Origin of the sequence: Flavobacterium nackdongense, assembly GCF_004355225.1 — a bacterium.
GTDB lineage: Bacteria > Bacteroidota > Bacteroidia > Flavobacteriales > Flavobacteriaceae > Flavobacterium > Flavobacterium nackdongense.
Genome location: NZ_CP037933.1, coordinates 1,267,611 through 1,282,385, shown reverse-complemented (window position 1 = coordinate 1,282,385; position 14,775 = coordinate 1,267,611). Strand labels below are relative to the sequence as shown.

Annotated in this window: 22 protein-coding genes; 2 read left to right on the top strand and 20 right to left on the bottom strand. The window is 36.0% G+C overall.

Features of this window, described 5'->3' with window-relative positions; translation table 11 throughout:
- Positions 1–11: 11 nt before the first annotated feature.
- The 14 genes from nrtS to E1750_RS05130 form a co-directional block, all read right to left on the bottom strand.
- Complete coding sequence (gene nrtS, locus E1750_RS05195) at positions 12–239, bottom strand: nitrate/nitrite transporter NrtS (RefSeq protein WP_133275753.1); 228 nt, start codon at positions 237–239, stop codon at positions 12–14.
- Between the two features lies 1 nt (position 240).
- A complete protein-coding gene (locus tag E1750_RS05190) occupies positions 241–1,017 on the bottom strand; it encodes a TerC family protein (RefSeq protein ID WP_133275752.1) in 777 nt (258 codons plus the stop codon).
- A gap of 124 nt (positions 1,018–1,141) precedes the next feature.
- Positions 1,142–1,516, bottom strand: a complete 375-nt coding sequence (locus E1750_RS05185) for a DNA topoisomerase IV (RefSeq protein ID WP_133275751.1) — start codon at positions 1,514–1,516, stop codon at positions 1,142–1,144.
- Positions 1,517–1,560: 44 nt separating this feature from the next.
- The gene (locus tag E1750_RS05180) at positions 1,561–2,136 is read right to left on the bottom strand and encodes a DUF1572 family protein (protein WP_133275750.1); all 576 of its coding nucleotides are present in this window, start codon (positions 2,134–2,136) and stop codon (positions 1,561–1,563) included.
- A 1-nt stretch (position 2,137) separates the two neighbouring features.
- Positions 2,138–2,710, bottom strand: a complete 573-nt coding sequence (locus tag E1750_RS05175) for a pentapeptide repeat-containing protein (RefSeq protein WP_133275749.1) — start codon at positions 2,708–2,710, stop codon at positions 2,138–2,140.
- Positions 2,711–2,824: 114 nt separating this feature from the next.
- Entirely contained in the window at positions 2,825–3,013 is a 189-nt protein-coding gene (locus E1750_RS17905; protein WP_227873964.1) for a type II toxin-antitoxin system RelE/ParE family toxin, read from the bottom strand.
- The gene (locus E1750_RS05165; RefSeq protein ID WP_133275748.1) at positions 2,998–3,231 is read right to left on the bottom strand and encodes a hypothetical protein; all 234 of its coding nucleotides are present in this window, start codon (positions 3,229–3,231) and stop codon (positions 2,998–3,000) included. Before E1750_RS05165 ends, E1750_RS17905 begins: the two co-directional genes overlap by 16 nt.
- A 27-nt stretch (positions 3,232–3,258) precedes the next feature.
- On the bottom strand, positions 3,259–3,480 hold the full coding sequence (locus tag E1750_RS05160; RefSeq protein WP_133275747.1) for a DUF6095 family protein: 222 nt from the start codon (positions 3,478–3,480) through the stop codon (positions 3,259–3,261).
- Entirely contained in the window at positions 3,481–3,930 is a 450-nt protein-coding gene (locus tag E1750_RS05155) for a hypothetical protein (RefSeq protein ID WP_133275746.1), read from the bottom strand.
- A gap of 5 nt (positions 3,931–3,935) precedes the next feature.
- Positions 3,936–4,748: an N-acetylmuramic acid 6-phosphate etherase gene (gene murQ, locus E1750_RS05150; RefSeq protein ID WP_133275745.1), complete on the bottom strand. Its 813-nt coding sequence runs from the start codon at positions 4,746–4,748 to the stop codon at positions 3,936–3,938.
- A gap of 27 nt (positions 4,749–4,775) precedes the next feature.
- Positions 4,776–5,858 carry an SGNH/GDSL hydrolase family protein gene (locus tag E1750_RS05145; RefSeq protein ID WP_133275744.1) on the bottom strand — a complete coding sequence of 361 codons (1,083 nt, stop codon included), beginning with the start codon at positions 5,856–5,858 and terminating at the stop codon, positions 4,776–4,778.
- A 17-nt stretch (positions 5,859–5,875) separates the two neighbouring features.
- Positions 5,876–6,544 carry a ZIP family metal transporter gene (locus tag E1750_RS05140; protein ID WP_133275743.1) on the bottom strand — a complete coding sequence of 223 codons (669 nt, stop codon included), beginning with the start codon at positions 6,542–6,544 and terminating at the stop codon, positions 5,876–5,878.
- 6 nt (positions 6,545–6,550) lie between these two features.
- Positions 6,551–6,967, bottom strand: coding sequence for an SseB family protein (locus tag E1750_RS05135; protein ID WP_133275742.1), 417 nt, complete (start codon positions 6,965–6,967; stop codon positions 6,551–6,553).
- Positions 6,968–6,998: 31 nt separating this feature from the next.
- Entirely contained in the window at positions 6,999–7,790 is a 792-nt protein-coding gene (locus E1750_RS05130) for a class I SAM-dependent methyltransferase (RefSeq protein WP_133275741.1), read from the bottom strand.
- A 107-nt stretch (positions 7,791–7,897) separates the two neighbouring features.
- Between E1750_RS05130 and E1750_RS05125 the strand changes: the two genes are divergently transcribed.
- Complete coding sequence (locus E1750_RS05125; RefSeq protein WP_133275740.1) at positions 7,898–9,079, top strand: THUMP domain-containing class I SAM-dependent RNA methyltransferase; 1,182 nt, start codon at positions 7,898–7,900, stop codon at positions 9,077–9,079.
- Positions 9,080–9,177: 98 nt separating this feature from the next.
- Positions 9,178–9,414 (top strand): hypothetical protein, encoded by a 237-nt coding sequence (locus tag E1750_RS05120; protein ID WP_133275739.1) that lies wholly within the window; start codon positions 9,178–9,180, stop codon positions 9,412–9,414.
- 75 nt (positions 9,415–9,489) lie between these two features.
- On the opposite strand, the gene E1750_RS05115 is transcribed toward E1750_RS05120, so the two are convergent.
- The 6 genes from E1750_RS05115 to E1750_RS05090 form a co-directional block, all read right to left on the bottom strand.
- Entirely contained in the window at positions 9,490–10,317 is an 828-nt protein-coding gene (locus tag E1750_RS05115) for a DUF6048 family protein (protein WP_133275738.1), read from the bottom strand.
- Positions 10,289–10,828 (bottom strand): DUF6452 family protein, encoded by a 540-nt coding sequence (locus E1750_RS05110; RefSeq protein WP_133275737.1) that lies wholly within the window; start codon positions 10,826–10,828, stop codon positions 10,289–10,291. The genes E1750_RS05115 and E1750_RS05110 overlap by 29 nt, the downstream gene beginning before the upstream one ends.
- Before the next feature lie 79 nt (positions 10,829–10,907).
- The gene (rlmD, locus tag E1750_RS05105; RefSeq protein WP_133275736.1) at positions 10,908–12,320 is read right to left on the bottom strand and encodes a 23S rRNA (uracil(1939)-C(5))-methyltransferase RlmD; all 1,413 of its coding nucleotides are present in this window, start codon (positions 12,318–12,320) and stop codon (positions 10,908–10,910) included.
- Positions 12,321–12,565: 245 nt separating this feature from the next.
- Complete coding sequence (locus E1750_RS05100; RefSeq protein ID WP_133275735.1) at positions 12,566–13,012, bottom strand: hypothetical protein; 447 nt, start codon at positions 13,010–13,012, stop codon at positions 12,566–12,568.
- An 87-nt stretch (positions 13,013–13,099) separates the two neighbouring features.
- Entirely contained in the window at positions 13,100–14,086 is a 987-nt protein-coding gene (locus tag E1750_RS05095; RefSeq protein ID WP_133275734.1) for an aldo/keto reductase, read from the bottom strand.
- 24 nt (positions 14,087–14,110) lie between these two features.
- Positions 14,111–14,755, bottom strand: coding sequence for an SGNH/GDSL hydrolase family protein (locus E1750_RS05090; protein ID WP_133275733.1), 645 nt, complete (start codon positions 14,753–14,755; stop codon positions 14,111–14,113).
- Positions 14,756–14,775 lie beyond the last annotated feature (20 nt).

Here is a 14,775-nt window from a genome sequence, read left to right as displayed (position 1 = left end):
AAAAAATCCAGTTACGATTCTGTAACTGGATGGGTTTTAATTTGAGTTTTGAATGATTTGGTTGCTTTATTCGATGAATATAGGGAAACACAAAAGGGAGTTATGTAGGTCAAAATAATTTTAATTATAGTTCTACTGCTCCAATTTCCTTCCAAAATCAAATCATAACTATTGATTGCATTTAGAATAGTGCCGACGACAACTGCCAAAATTAGCGCGTTTTTTATGTTTTGTGACATCCTATTGTTTCTTTTTTTTATCGACTTTCATATTCAAAACTTCAACAAGTAGTGAAAATGAAATCGCAAAATACAAGTATCCTTTTTGCACTGGAGTCACGTGACTACCAAAAACTAGGGCATTCGATAAATGAGCGCTTTCGGTGATGAGCATAAAGCCTATAAGAATTAAAAAGGACAATCCCAGAATTTGAATCGATGGATGTTTGTTGACAAACGCGCCAACAGGGACAGCAAATTGCATCATAATTAAAACCGAAATAATAACTGCCGCAACCATAATATAAAGCGCACCTTCGACTCCGTTGGTCATCCCAACCGCGGTGAGAATACTATCAAACGAAAAAACTAAATCGATCATAATAATTTGCAGTAGTACACCCTGAAAAGATTTTGCAGCCGTTTTTTTGATTTCCTTTTCTTCTTCGCCTTTTACATCCACCTTTTCGTGGATTTCCTTGGTACTTTTATAAATTAAAAACAATCCACCTAGCAAAAGGATAAGGCTTTGTCCGGTCACTCCAGCCGAAAACCAGCTGAAATCAATAAAAAACCAAGGTTTTTTCATTTGGATCAAGAAACTAATGCCAAACAAGAGGGCAATTCGCATAAACATAGCCAAAAACATTCCAATTTTTGTGGCACGTTTTCTCTTTTCGGGAGGCAATTTTCCTGTTACAATCGATATGAAAATGATATTGTCAATACCCAGAATGATTTCCAGAAAAGTCAATGTTAACAGCGCTATCCAAGCATCTGGATTTAAAAATACTTCCATTTTTTTTATTTATAAGTTTTAATTTTTATGCAGTGCTACTCCCATCTTCCATCTCCCAACTTCCAACTTCAATCTCCCATCTTCCATCTCCCATCTTCCAACTTCCAACTTCCAACTTCCAACTTCAATCTTCCAACTTCTCCACAGTTCCCCGCTGTTTTTGGTCGCTTCCTACGATCCCGAATTCAAAAGTATATGAATTTTTTGAGGTGCTCAAAATTTTCATCGAAATTGCCTTTTCTTCTGCCATATTCTTTGGGTGAATTTTTTGCAAAATGTATTCACAATCGTTTACCCATCGAATGCTTGAACTGTCGGTTTTGCCCTCAAATGTTTCAATTTCGATGTTATCTTTGCGTTCAAAAAACGTAGTTTTTTTGACACCATCCACTTCATATTCAAATTTGAATTTTCCAGTTTTAAAATCTTTACAATTGTGTTCAGCATTGTAGCATGACATTAACACCAATAGTGGGAGTAGGAAGATTATTTTTTTCATTTGTTAATTTTATGAAACCTTAGGTTTCGAAACCATAAGGTTTGTTATTTTAATTTATTCAACTCTTCGTCGGTAAAATGCTGAATACTTTTTTCTTTAGAAAATTTTTCTGAGTTGTAACTATTCGATTTGTTTTTTGGAATAGACAAGCTTGTCCATTCGCTTTTCTTCAACATTTTGGCATAGAAGACAATTTGTCCAATATGATAGGGATAATGGGCCAATTGGCGATTTATTGCTTCAATTACGGTATGTCCCTCATTTCGGATATAAATAATAGTAGAAAGTTGTTCGGATTTTAATCCATTCAAAGCATCCAAAAAGCAATCCCAACCTTTGTTCCAAGTTGCCAATAATTCGTCTTTTGTTTTGTTGGTGTCAACAAATTCAGCGTCACGATTTCTCCATTCTTTCTCACCATCCGTATTTAGAAAATTAGTCCAACGCGAAAGCATATTTCCCGAAAGATGCTTCACAATTGTGGCAATGCTATTGGTGTCTTCGTTTATCGAAACAAAAAGTTGTTCTGGTTCGAGTTGATCCATCGCTTTTTCTCCCAACGTTTTATAATAGAGAAATTGCTTTTTTACGCTTTCTAAATAGGAGTTGTTCACTTCCATATCACTCTATTTTAATATCATATTTATCCAAAAGTCCAACAATGCCTTGTGTCGAAAACTGGGCCTTTTTCATCGGATTGAATTCAGGATCGATTTTATAATGGTACGCTTTTCTAAAATCAGCTCCGGCCAATTGGGTATCATTGAAAATAGCATTGTCCAAATTACAATTTTCGAAACTTGCATTGGTGAGATTCGTTCCTATAAACGAAACCTCTTTCATCGAACAAGCGTAGAACTTGGTTTTCGGCATTTTCTTGTTGGCAAAAGACGAATAATCCAAAACGCAATCCTGAAAACGCACATTGAATAGGAAATCCGTGCAAGTGTGGAATTGAATTCCCATTAATTTACAATTTTTAAAATCAACCGTTTTCAAACTCGTCCCGACCAATTGTGTCATCGATAAGTTACAATCGATAAACTGGCAATCCATAAAAGTGTTGTTCGAAAAATCACTATTCGAGAAATCACAGTTCTTGAAAACGCAATCTTCAAACTCCCGATTGTTGACTCTTTGGTCAATAAAAGCTAGTTTTTCAAAGGTATGATTCGTGTACAGTAGATTTTCCATTAAAATTTTTTTGGTTTCAGTGCTGTGTGTCTAACTCGAAGAATCTGAATGTAATCTGTGGTAATTTGGTATGAAATCATATAATCATAGACAAAATATGCTCTGAAACGACCGTCATTGCTCTTCTTTTTTAGCGTCCAATTTATAGATTTCTGGACTGGTTTTTAGAATTTCAGTGCTTTCAAAAATTTTGTCAATCACTTTGTCAGCTATCTGAATGGATTTACTTTCAAAAAGAATGTAAAAATGAATGTCTTCTAATTGTTGCAATGCATCCGAAGCCCAAATTATTTTCGTCCCCATTTTCTTGAAATTTCCCTTGCTTCTGCTTCAGAGTGAAAATGGCCATTTTTAATACTTTCTAAGGCCTTTTCAATATCAATATTGTAATCAACATTAGTAGTTTCAGAAACTGTTGAATTTGTAGAAAGCAATAGACGTTTTAATTTTTCAACAAAAGTTGGGTCTTTAACTTTGTCGATTTCTTGATGTATCCAATTTATTTCGGCTTGAATATCCATAATTCTAATTTTTAGTAAATGTACAAATTAATCGTTAAATAAACTTCGCATCAATAGTCTCAGTCCAGCAAAAGCCAAATACACCGCACCCAAACAAACCGCAATTCCAATTCCTAAAACCAAATAATGCCATACATTTTCCTTGTTGATAAATGCATTGTAAATCACAGAGGGTCCAATAAAAAGCAAAGGCAAAGCCCAAGCTAATTTTTTAATTCCCTTCGATAATAATTCTTTGTTGGTTGACATTTAGATTTTAAAATTTAAAAAATTATACGTGTAAAATATAATAATTGCTAACCCAATAATAATAACAATTGCAGATAAATTTTCCATAATTTTATTTTCAACTATTACTTCTATTTCAGATTCATTTTGTTTGTAATATATTTTTGTGATGTATGGTAAAGTTTTTGTTGATTTAATTGATGTTCCAATTTCAGACTTTCTTACTAAAATATTCCCTTTCTTGTCCTTAAATCTTATAACTGGATAATAATAATATTTGTTTATACTATCCTCTGTATAGTTACTTTCTTTCATGAAATCAATAACTTCTCCATCAGTACAAATTCCGTTTTCTTTAATTTTATTTATTTTATTATTAAATAGTATTCCAATAATTAAAATGATGAAACCAAAAAGTAATTGTAATACAAAGTGTTGATTGTTAGCAATGTATTCAATTGTATTTTCCATTTTTATTATTTTTCAAAATGATCCACTGCTTTCCGAACACTACCATATTTTTCCAATAATTCAGAAGCTTTTTCGTAAGATACAGGAATTTCTGCCATTATCATTTTTACGCCGCGATCCACCAATTTGCTATTACTTAATTGCATATCGACCATTTTGTTGCCTTTCACTTTCCCCAATTGAATCATCGCTGAGGTCGAAATCATATTCAATACCAATTTTTGCGCGGTTCCAGCTTTCATTCTGGAACTTCCGGTGACAAATTCTGGCCCAACAATTACTTCAATAGGAAATTTTGCCGTTTGCGAAAGCGGGCTTCCTGCATTACACGAAATACTTCCGGTTGCGATATTATTTGCATTGCACATTTTCAATCCGCCAATGACATAGGGTGTGGTCCCTGAAGCGGCAATTCCGACTACGACATCATTTTGGTTGATATTGTGTTCTTGTAAATCTATCCAAGCTTGGTTGGCATCGTCTTCGGCATTTTCTACGGCTTTGCGAATGGCTTTGTCGCCACCAGCAATAATTCCGTTGACGAGCTCCGCGGGAACGCCATAAGTAGGAGGGCATTCGGAGGCATCTAGGATTCCTAAACGTCCTGAAGTTCCTGCTCCAATATAGAATAATCGGCCGCCCAATTTCATTTTGGCAACGATTTCAGAAACTAAAGGTTCGATTTGCGGCAAGGCTTTTTCTACAGCAAGAGGCACGGTTTTGTCCTCGTTGTTGATATTAGCTAATAATTCAGAAACCGACATTTTTTCTAAATGTTCGTATTTCGAGGATTGTTCGGTGGTTTTTGTAAAGGTCATTTTAGATTTTTTAAACTTTAAACTGTTTTACCATTTAATTTTTTGGTTTATGAAAGCAATCAAACTATCTGCCATTGCGCTTTGTTCATTGACTTTGGGGTGACCCGGAGTATTTTTATACTCAAAAAAATGGGTGTATATTTTTTTGTCATTCAAATTTTCGACTGCTTTTACAATATAATTTGGCCAGTTCGAACCTACTTTTGTGGCATCCATATTGCCTAGAGCACAAATAATAGAGGCTTTAGGATATTTCGCTCTAATTGTTTTTACAAAGTTCTCGTACGCCTTAATTATAAAATCTTCTTTAGGTTTTTCGGAGCCAAATCTATTCTTAAACTGTTCATGTTTGGGCATATTGACAAGCCAGGAATCATTTTGGAAAAGATTAATTACCACAACATCAGGTGAGTATTGGTCAAAATCCCATTTCGTATTTTTGTCGTGGGGATCTGTCAAGTCATAAGTGTCTGACATGATTGTAGGAAACCAACTTATCGTAATTCCGATACCACTTGTGGCGATACAGTGAAATTGTGCATCGAAATGTCGCGCTGTAATTGCACCATAGGTTAAATAATGGTTTTCGAAATGCCCGGTTCCAGAGTCTTGTCCGTTTAGAACTTCGTTGCCATATCCGCAGCTAATGGAATCACCATAAAACTCCAGTTTCTTTTTTTTCGGCTTCGATGGAGATACAATTTTATCATTTTCATTGGTTACAAAACCATAAAAAAAAGTTTGTCCCTTTCCCCATTCGGTTCTTTTGTACAGTTGAATTTTGTGTTTTCCCTCGCTCAAACCCGAGGCAAGAACGTAGTTTCGCTTTACCGTATCAAGTTGAATTTTTGAAATTACTGAATCGTCTAAAATCACATTGTAGTAATTGGCGGTATCCGCATCTTTCAGAATGGCGGAAATTTCAGAACCCTTAAAATTCAGGCTGATCGAGGAGCCTGACCAATTGATGCAGGCGGCGCTATCTTTGAAAGCGATTCTTCCCTCGTACTTAATTTTCGGATGATTGAAAGGAATGTTCTTTTTTTGAGCCAAAATAGAATTGGACCACAGAATTACGCCTAAAATCAGTATTGATAAATTAATTTTCATCACTATTTTTTTAAAAATTATATAAAATACGCTAGCATTACACCAAAGATAATCATCGAAACCTTGGCAACATTAAATTTATGACCTTCGCTGCTTTCGAAAATAATGGTCGACGAAATATGGAATAATATTCCAATAACCACTGCGGTTATTTCGATGTAATACTCGTTTAGTATCGGTAAATATTCCGACAAGATCGTTCCCAACGGCGTCATAACCGCAAAAGTAATCATAAAAGCAAAAATGGCTTTTTTATTTAAACTTGAATTGATAAAAAAAGTAGTTAAAATCACAGCAATGGGCAAATGATGAATGGCGATTCCAATGGCTAAATTGTGATGGTGGCTCACAGGAAATCCTTCTAAAAAAGCGTGAATACAAAGGCTGGTAAAAAGCAACCAAGGAATATGAGACATCGTTTCGTGACCGTGAACGTGACCGTGTTCGGCACCTTTCGAGAAAAATTCTAAGACAATTTGAAACAAAATCCCTCCCATTATAAAAAGGCCAATATTATGATTATGGCTTTCGTAAACGTCTGGTAGCAAATGAATCACCGTTAGAGACAATAAAAAAGAACCGCTAAACGCGAGCAATAATTTTAGGTTCGTTTTACTTTTTGGTTTCAAAAACAAAGCGATTCCATAACCGAGAAGTACAGAAAATAAAGGTAAAAGGTAATTCATTTGGTATTATTTTTTGTTTCTTAAAACAACAAACATATTTCTATAACTTGTATTGATGACAATTCCATCAACATCAATTTCATCTGCCATTTTGAAAAGTGTTTTTGATTCAAGTTTTACATAGCGACTTGTTTTTTTTAACCAATCTTCTAATAATTTTAAATCGGTAAATGCTCCAAGATATTTTTTATTTTCAATTTCATAAATGCCAAAAGTCAATTTAGAATCTTTACCACCTATTGAATTACCCTCTTCAATTCCAACACTTTTGACGGCTTCAATAAATAAATGTGAATTTCCATTTAATAATTCTAAAACTACATTTTCATATGAATTTCCAGAATTACCAGTTTCCAACCAATTATCTATTAGCGATAATAATCTATAGTTTTCCAAAGTATTTGATTCGATATCTGAACTCATAAAATTAATTTAACTTCTAGCTTTTAAATTCTTACTTGAATATCATTATCAATCGTTCGCTATCGGTTTTATGAAATTTTTTGAGTTTGTAATCTCCAAAAATATCCAAAAGGAAAATTCCGGCTTCTTCCATCATTTCTTCGAAATCCTTTAGTGTTAAGGCTTTCACTTTCTCGGTAAAATGGAATTTTTCGCCTTGATCTTCAAAATCGATTTCTTTATAAATATGCCCCTCGCTCAGATATCGTTTGATGTGAAAGTCAATTCCATCGACCGTTTTTATTTCTTCAGGAACAATAGTATTAATCACTTGATTCACATTCATAAAGTCTATGACAGCAAAACCGTGTTCGGTCAAACTCGCCTTCATCGCCTTGAGCGTGGTCAGGTTGTCGTCGTCATTTTCGAAATAACCAAAACTAGTAAACAAATTGAAAATAGCATCAAATTTATCCTCAAAAACATCGCGCATATCGTGAACTTGGAATTGTAGCGTTTTATTTTGGTTTTTGCTGGCTTCGGCTATACTGTTTTCAGACAAATCAGCACCCACAACTTCATACCCCAATTGATTCAAATAGATGGAATGTCGTCCTTTGCCACAAGCTAAATCGAGTACTTTCGCTTTCTCTGGAAGATTGAGATAATGGGTCAAATTGTCCATAAAAATCTGAGCTTCTCTATAGTTTCTTTCTTTATAAAGAATATGATAATAGGGAGTGTCAAACCAAGAGGCAAACCAGTTTTTGGTAGATGGTTTATCGTTGGTGGTTTGCTTCGCCAGTTCGCTATCGCTGCCTTGTTGTTGGTAGGAATCTAACATTTATTAATTTGAATTTCAATTAAAATGCAAATTTAGACTATTTTTGTCCAAAATAATTTTCAAATCGTTTGGAATTTGGAATTTTAATATTGGATTGTAATACGTCTATGGAAAATAATTTTAGAATGATTGCCAAAACCTTTTTTGGTTTTGAAGAAATATTGGCAAACGAGTTGAAAATGCTGGGCGCTCAAGAGGTCGAGCAAGGTGTGCGGATGGTGAGTTTCAAAGGGGATAAAGGGTTTATGTACAAAGCTAATTTATCTTTGAGAACGGCTTTGAAAATATTGAAACCCATCTATTCTTTTAAAGCGACCAACGAACAAGCATTGTACAAAGGAATTTCGGGAGTCAATTGGTCGAAATACCTCAGTGCCAATCAGACTTTTGTGATTGATGCCACCGTGCACTCCACTTATTTTAATCATTCGGAGTTTATTTCACAAAAATGTAAAGATGCCATCGTCGATCAATTCAGAGAAAGAACCGGTCAACGTCCGAGCATCGAGAAAATTCATCCCGATTTGCGAATTAATATTCATATTGACAAAGACCAAGTTTCGGTAGCATTGGATACTTCTGGAAATTCATTACACCAACGTGGATATCGGTTAGCAACGAATATTGCGCCTATCAACGAAGTTTTAGCAGCGGGAATCCTTTTGCTTTCGGGTTGGGAGGGTCAAAGCGATTTCTTGGATCCAATGTGTGGTTCAGGAACTTTCTTGGCAGAAGCGGCAATGATTGCTTGTAATATTCCAGCCAACATCAACCGTAAGGAATTTGCTTTCGAAAAATGGAACGATTGGGACAACGATTTGTTTGACCAAATTATGGATTCCTTACTGAAAAAAGTTAGAGAATTTCACTACACTATAAAAGGGTATGACAAAGCACCATCGGCAGTTGCGAAAGCCAAAGACAATATTAGAAATGCCAATTTAGAGGAATACATCAGCATCGAAGAACGTAACTTTTTCGACACAGAGAAAACGTCGCAAGGCAAGTTGCACATCGTGTTCAATCCGCCTTATGATGAACGATTGGACATTCATATGGAGCAATTCTACAAGAATATTGGCGATACTTTGAAAAAAAATTACCCCGGCACCAATGCGTGGTTCATTACCGGAAATCTCGAAGCTTTGAAATTCGTTGGATTGAAACCTTCTCGAAAAATCAAACTTTTCAACGCCAGTATCGAAGCGAGATTGGTAAAATATGAGATGTACGAAGGTAGTAAGAGAACGAAGTTTCAAAGCCCCCTAACCCCCGAAGGGGGAATGTAGTAGTTTTTCCGAAAATATTAATTAGTATTTATTTTTTAAATTTATAAAACCCTATTTACCCCTAATAGGATTCCCCCTTCGGGGGTTAGGGGGCTAATATGACAAAATTACAAGTACGTGCTTTTTTATACCAACTGGGATGTTTTGGAATATTATTTGTTTTATTCCGATTTTTGCTTGGGAATTATACCCATTTAGAGGGAATATGGGTTTCTTTGACAGCTTTTGTGATAGGAACTATTTTGGCTCCCCAATTCAAGGCTGCCAAAACAAAAGAGGGCGAAAAACTCTTTATGTCTTGGATTTTTATTAAAGGAATTAAGGAAATCGGGTAATCAGGAAGTACGATTTACGAAGTACGATTTACGAAGTACAAAATGCGATGTACGAATTATAAAACTAACGAAATTTTATCCTTTACTGTTTTCCTTTGGTTTTACAGTCTTTTTATACAGGGGAATAAAATAGGTCACTGTGTAGTTGAAACCAGCGCCAAAGTTCCCATCATAAGTTCTATTGAATCCCGGAATATATAAATTTTCGAAGTTGTCACTGGGTTTCTTTTCGTAAAGAAGTGTGTTCAATCGAAGGCTGAAGCCTACAAATATATTATTGTATACTTTTACTTTTACGCCTGCAACCACTTCAATCCAACCCGCAGTGAGGCCACTAAAAGTTTCCCCGGAAGCAATCGGCGGCATTTCTCCCCAATAGGGATGAGGATTGTAAATTTTGTAGCTGTTCAATTCTTGACTAAATGCGCTAAAACCAGCGCGCAAACCTATAGAAATGATGTTCTCCATATCGAGCCAATTGTTGTAGGCATTGTAATCGAATCCGCCTTTGATGTAGGTTCCTTTGGTGGTTGTATTCAAGCGGTCATCTTCGGTTGTTTTATCTTCACTTCCTAGTTCAGCTGCTAAAAAATATTTTTTGGTCAACCGGTAATCACCAACGAGCTCTATTCCTTTATAGTTTTCATCGTATAAACCTCTAGTCAGTTTGTATAAATCAACTCCTACACGCACGCCATAGCGGTCTTTTTTAACTGGCACAATAGTGTCAGCCTTGGGCGTTTTTGTGGTTTTTTTTGTGGCTGGTTTGGGTGCTTTAGGAATTTCGCCAACAATTTTCGTTCTTTCGAGCTGCGTTTTGCTGGGAATCGTGTCTTGTGCATTTGTCATTATCATTGACAACAATAGACAAAAACTAAAAAAATACTTTAATATGTGTTTCATTTTCGTTATCTATGTTGCTTTTTTCAATATTTATAAACTGCATCCATTTGCTTTTCGTTGCTGGTACTGCGATATGGAGGATTGGGTTGTTGGGTACAAAAGTAAAAAGGGTTTTAAAACCACAGGCTCTCGACACAAAAACATCATTTCTGGTGTAGTTGAAGGTAACCTTGTCCGTGTCAATCAGCGTTGGGTTTGGATTGCCAGAATTTAAAATAAAACTGTAGGTAGTGCTATTGGCATCAGTTTTTAGTGGAATTGAAATGCTGCTTCCATTAGCCAGATATTGCGCTTCACCACTACTTCCTTCATTGAAAATAATACCTTCGGTCATTCCCTCTCCAATAACTTTTAAATCGGTTACATTTTTCTTAACCGATGGCGTGGTGATATTATAAAAATCAATCACCAAACGAGGCGTTGTGGGCGTATTGGCATCGCAAATATCATCCTTTTCACAGCTCGAGGAAGTGAATAGTACTATTAGTAATAGAGCAACTATTTTTTTCATAAGTTTTAAAAATCTATGGCAATGGCAATTTCAATGGCAAAAATTAATTTCAATTTTCACTAAAATCTGCAATCTCGAATTATCTCCTCTCCAAAAGTACAACATTTTCTACGTGATGCGTTTGCGGAAACATATCTACGGGTCGCACGCGAGCTACCTTGTATTTTTCGTCCATCAAAGCCAAATCTCTCGCTTGTGTCGCCGAGTTGCAACTTACATAAACGATTTTTTCTGGTTCAATTTTCATAATTTGCTCGATCACGTCTTTGTGCATTCCGTCACGCGGCGGATCCGTGATAATCACATCGGGTTTTCCGTGTTGTGCAATAAAACTTTCGTTGAAAACTACTTTCATATCACCCACATAAAATTCACAATTAGTAATATTGTTGCGTTCCGCGTTGGCTTTGGCATCGATAATGGCTTCGGGAACGCTTTCTACACCAATAACTTTTTTGGCTTTTTTCGATACGAATTGAGCAATGGTTCCAGTTCCGGTATATAAATCATAAACGGTTTCTGTACCAGTCAATCCAGCAAAATCTCGTGTAATTTTATACAATTCGTAGGCTTGGTCGGAATTGGTTTGGTAAAATGATTTGGCATTAATGCTAAATTTCAAACCTTCCATTTCTTCCAGAATGTAATCTCTTCCTTTGTACAATTTAATGTTTTGGTCGTATAAAGTGTCGTTGGCTTTATTGTTCACCACATATTGCAGCGAAGTAATCTGCGGGAATTTTTCGTAAATATGATCTAAAATTAATTCTCTACTGGCTTTGTCATTTTCGAAAAACTGAATCAAAACCATAATTTCTCCAGTCGAAGCAGTCCGCATCATCAAGGTTCTCAACAAACCTTCGTGGTTTCTCGGGTTGAAGAATGTTAAATTATTTTCATTGGCGAAAGCCCGAATCTCGTTGCGAATCGCATTTGATGGATCTTCCTGCAAATGGCATTTATTAATATCCAAAATCTTGTCCCACATCTTCGGAATATGGAAACCTAGCGCATTTCGGTTGCCTAAATCTTCGGTGCTATCAATTTCTTTTTCGGTCAACCAACGGCTGTTCGAAAACGAAAATTCCATTTTATTTCTGTAGAAAAATTGTTTTTCGGAACCTAAAATCGGTTCAAACTCGGGAAGTGCTATTTTTCCAATGCGTTGCAAATGATTGAAAACCTCGTTTTGTTTGTAGAACAATTGTTGGCTGTATTTCATATTTTGCCATTTGCAACCGCCACACACGCCAAAATGTTCGCAAATAGGTTCGATTCTGTGTTCGGAATATTCGTGAAATCGTACCGCTTTTCCTTCATAATAAGCCTTGCGCTTTTTGAAAGTTTGCACATCGACCAAGTCGCCAGGAACGACATTGGGAATAAAAATTACTTTTCCATCTGGGGCTTTTGCCACCGATACGCCTTTTGCACCTGCATCAAGGACTTTTATATGATCAAAAACGATCTTGTCTGTATTTTTCTTTGCCATAGCGCAAAAATAAGTCTTTGAATGGTTTTATAAATTCAAATTCGGAAATATTTTTGAAAACTTGTTATTCCTCCATAACTTATCAAAGAAATGAGTCTTTTATAGCAACCTAAGAATGATTGTTTTTTTTACCTCATAGATTTTCAAGGAAATGATTTACAAAGTAATTCTATGATAAGCGAAGCGCCTTCGAGTTAAATTTTTTTCTATGTGGTTTACGCTTTAAAGTATTCATTAAGTGCAAGTTATTTTTGTTTCCTCTTAATCATTTCATAATTAAGTATGGCAAGACCATAGAAAATGGAATCAGCCGAAATTTTCCCGAATAGGATTCCCATAAAATAATTTTCGGTCAAAATGGGCATCCAATACATACAAAACGGGCGAATGAAAAAGAAATCGAGTAGGGCAGGATAGCCAAATTCTAAGAGTAAATTTCGAGTCAGGATAGCTAATTCTTTCAGAGACGTTTTTTTACCCAATAACCGATTGGTTTTGATCAATTTTTGATACGCCATAAATACAACGACGCCATAAAACGCAAAATATTCGGCAAAAGTGATTAAATACGCTGTTACCAAACCATCAAAGATTCGGCTGAATTGCGAACTTGCCAAGGCTGCCGATGTAGCAGCGATTTCGGCATATTTATACCGATCAAACCATTCTTTGAAATTGGATTTATTGAACATTTTTAGTTTTTATTGTAACCGCAGATTCACAGATTTTAAATCAATGTTTATAATCTGCGAATTTGAGTTAAAGTTTTTTACAATAAATTACCACAATTGATGTACTTGCGGCTTGATAAATTGTTCGTAAATTGCATTCATAGCAGCAATTTTCTCTGCTGTCAAGGGAGGTAAATCATAAACCGATAAATTCGATTCTACGTGACTGGCTTTTGACGCTCCCGGAATAATACAACTGATTTCATTGAAACTCAAAATCCATTGCAAGGCAATTGGCGCCAAATTTTGAACTCCGGGAAATAAAGCTTTCAAGGCTTCGACTGCTTTTAAACCCAATTCATAATCGATTCCCGAGAAGGTTTCTCCTTTGTCGAAAGCGGCTCCGTTTCGGTTGAAATTTCGATGATCTTGCGCTCCAAAAGTGGTTTTGGAATCGAATAATCCAGTCAGAAGTCCGCTAGCCAATGGAACTCTTGCAATGATACCTATATCTTTTTTCTGGGCTTCCTTGAAAAACAATTCGGATGGTCGCTGACGGAACAGATTGAAAATGATTTGAACCGTGGTTACATTTGGATATTCAATGGCTTTCAGTCCTTCTTCCACTTTTTCTACGCTTACACCCAAGTTTTGAATTTTCCCTTGTTCTTTCAAACGGTCAAACAATTCGAAGATTTCGGGACGATAATAGACCTCAGTTGGCGGACAATGCAATTGGATTAAATCTAAAGTTTCAAGACCGGTTCTTTTCAAACTGTCCTCCACAAATTTTTGTAAAACCTTAGGTTGGTAGCCTTCATTCACGTGTGGATTGATGTGGCGACCGCATTTGGTGGCCACATAAATACGTTCCGAACGAGAACGAACGACTCTACCAACGGCTGTTTCGCTCAAACCATTTTCATACACATCGGCAGTATCAATGAAATTCACGCCATTATCAATAGCCGTATTAATCAATTCGTCTGCGGTTTTATCATTGAAGGGTGAACCCCATTTTCCGCCCACTTGCCAAGTTCCCAAGGCTATTTCGGAGATGTTGAAATTGGTTTTGCCTAGTTTTCTGTAGTTCATTTTTATTAGTAATTACAGTTAAGTTTATTTTTTCGACAACACTTTCTCTATCCCTTTTTCCACAATCGGTCCCATCACCTCATATCCTGCTTTATTAGGATGCACTCCATCTTCGGAATAAATGGCTTTCAATCCTTGTCGTTCATCTACCATTGCTGAATAGTAATCCAAATAAAGGATTTCATTTTCATCGGCATATTTTTTTATACTAGTATTTAGTTTTGCAATTTTTTCGGCAGGAAAAGAGCCTTGTTTCCAAGGAAAATCATAGGCGGGTAGGATCGAGCATAAAATTACTTTAATGTTGTTGGCTTTGGCCAATTCCGCCATCGAGAAAATATTGTTGGTTATCATTTCAAGAGTCGAAGGACCAGTATTTCCAGCAATATCATTGGTCCCAGCCATGATTATAACTAAGGAGGGTTTCAATGCAATTACGTCAGCGCGAAAGCGGATTAGCATTTGAGGAGTGGTTTGTCCGCTAATGCCGCGGTTAATGTATGGTTTTCCGACAAAAAACTCGGGATGCAGCACCGACCAGAACTCGGTAATGGAATCGCCCATAAATACGGTTCTTTTTTGTCCAAGTTCGAGAGGATTTAGAGCAGCATTTTCATTTTGGTATTTTTTTAAATTGGCCCAATCTTGAGCATTTGCTTTTGCTGCCATAAATAGTGAAAGTAGTACTA

Bases quoted from the DNA above. Each gene is read 5' to 3' on its own strand.
- E1750_RS17905 (WP_227873964.1), bottom strand. From the start codon at position 3,013: ATGGGGACGAAAATAATTTGGGCTTCGGATGCATTGCAACAATTAGAA.
- E1750_RS05100 (WP_133275735.1), bottom strand. From the start codon at position 13,012: ATGTTCAATAAATCCAATTTCAAAGAATGGTTTGATCGGTATAAATAT.
- E1750_RS05125 (WP_133275740.1), top strand. From the start codon at position 7,898: ATGGAAAATAATTTTAGAATGATTGCCAAAACCTTTTTTGGTTTTGAA.
- rlmD (WP_133275736.1), bottom strand. From the start codon at position 12,320: ATGGCAAAGAAAAATACAGACAAGATCGTTTTTGATCATATAAAAGTC.
- E1750_RS05165 (WP_133275748.1), bottom strand. From the start codon at position 3,231: ATGGATATTCAAGCCGAAATAAATTGGATACATCAAGAAATCGACAAA.
- E1750_RS05120 (WP_133275739.1), top strand. From the start codon at position 9,178: ATGACAAAATTACAAGTACGTGCTTTTTTATACCAACTGGGATGTTTT.
- murQ (WP_133275745.1), bottom strand. From the start codon at position 4,748: ATGACCTTTACAAAAACCACCGAACAATCCTCGAAATACGAACATTTA.
- E1750_RS05175 (WP_133275749.1), bottom strand. From the start codon at position 2,710: ATGGAAAATCTACTGTACACGAATCATACCTTTGAAAAACTAGCTTTT.
- E1750_RS05140 (WP_133275743.1), bottom strand. From the start codon at position 6,544: ATGAATTACCTTTTACCTTTATTTTCTGTACTTCTCGGTTATGGAATC.
- E1750_RS05145 (WP_133275744.1), bottom strand. From the start codon at position 5,858: ATGAAAATTAATTTATCAATACTGATTTTAGGCGTAATTCTGTGGTCC.
- E1750_RS05155 (WP_133275746.1), bottom strand. From the start codon at position 3,930: ATGGAAAATACAATTGAATACATTGCTAACAATCAACACTTTGTATTA.
- E1750_RS05110 (WP_133275737.1), bottom strand. From the start codon at position 10,828: ATGAAAAAAATAGTTGCTCTATTACTAATAGTACTATTCACTTCCTCG.
- nrtS (WP_133275753.1), bottom strand. From the start codon at position 239: ATGTCACAAAACATAAAAAACGCGCTAATTTTGGCAGTTGTCGTCGGC.
- E1750_RS05135 (WP_133275742.1), bottom strand. From the start codon at position 6,967: ATGAGTTCAGATATCGAATCAAATACTTTGGAAAACTATAGATTATTA.
- E1750_RS05130 (WP_133275741.1), bottom strand. From the start codon at position 7,790: ATGTTAGATTCCTACCAACAACAAGGCAGCGATAGCGAACTGGCGAAG.
- E1750_RS05180 (WP_133275750.1), bottom strand. From the start codon at position 2,136: ATGGAAGTGAACAACTCCTATTTAGAAAGCGTAAAAAAGCAATTTCTC.
- E1750_RS05190 (WP_133275752.1), bottom strand. From the start codon at position 1,017: ATGGAAGTATTTTTAAATCCAGATGCTTGGATAGCGCTGTTAACATTG.
- E1750_RS05115 (WP_133275738.1), bottom strand. From the start codon at position 10,317: ATGAAACACATATTAAAGTATTTTTTTAGTTTTTGTCTATTGTTGTCA.
- E1750_RS05090 (WP_133275733.1), bottom strand. From the start codon at position 14,755: ATGGCAGCAAAAGCAAATGCTCAAGATTGGGCCAATTTAAAAAAATAC.
- E1750_RS05185 (WP_133275751.1), bottom strand. From the start codon at position 1,516: ATGAAAAAAATAATCTTCCTACTCCCACTATTGGTGTTAATGTCATGC.
- E1750_RS05095 (WP_133275734.1), bottom strand. From the start codon at position 14,086: ATGAACTACAGAAAACTAGGCAAAACCAATTTCAACATCTCCGAAATA.
- E1750_RS05160 (WP_133275747.1), bottom strand. From the start codon at position 3,480: ATGTCAACCAACAAAGAATTATTATCGAAGGGAATTAAAAAATTAGCT.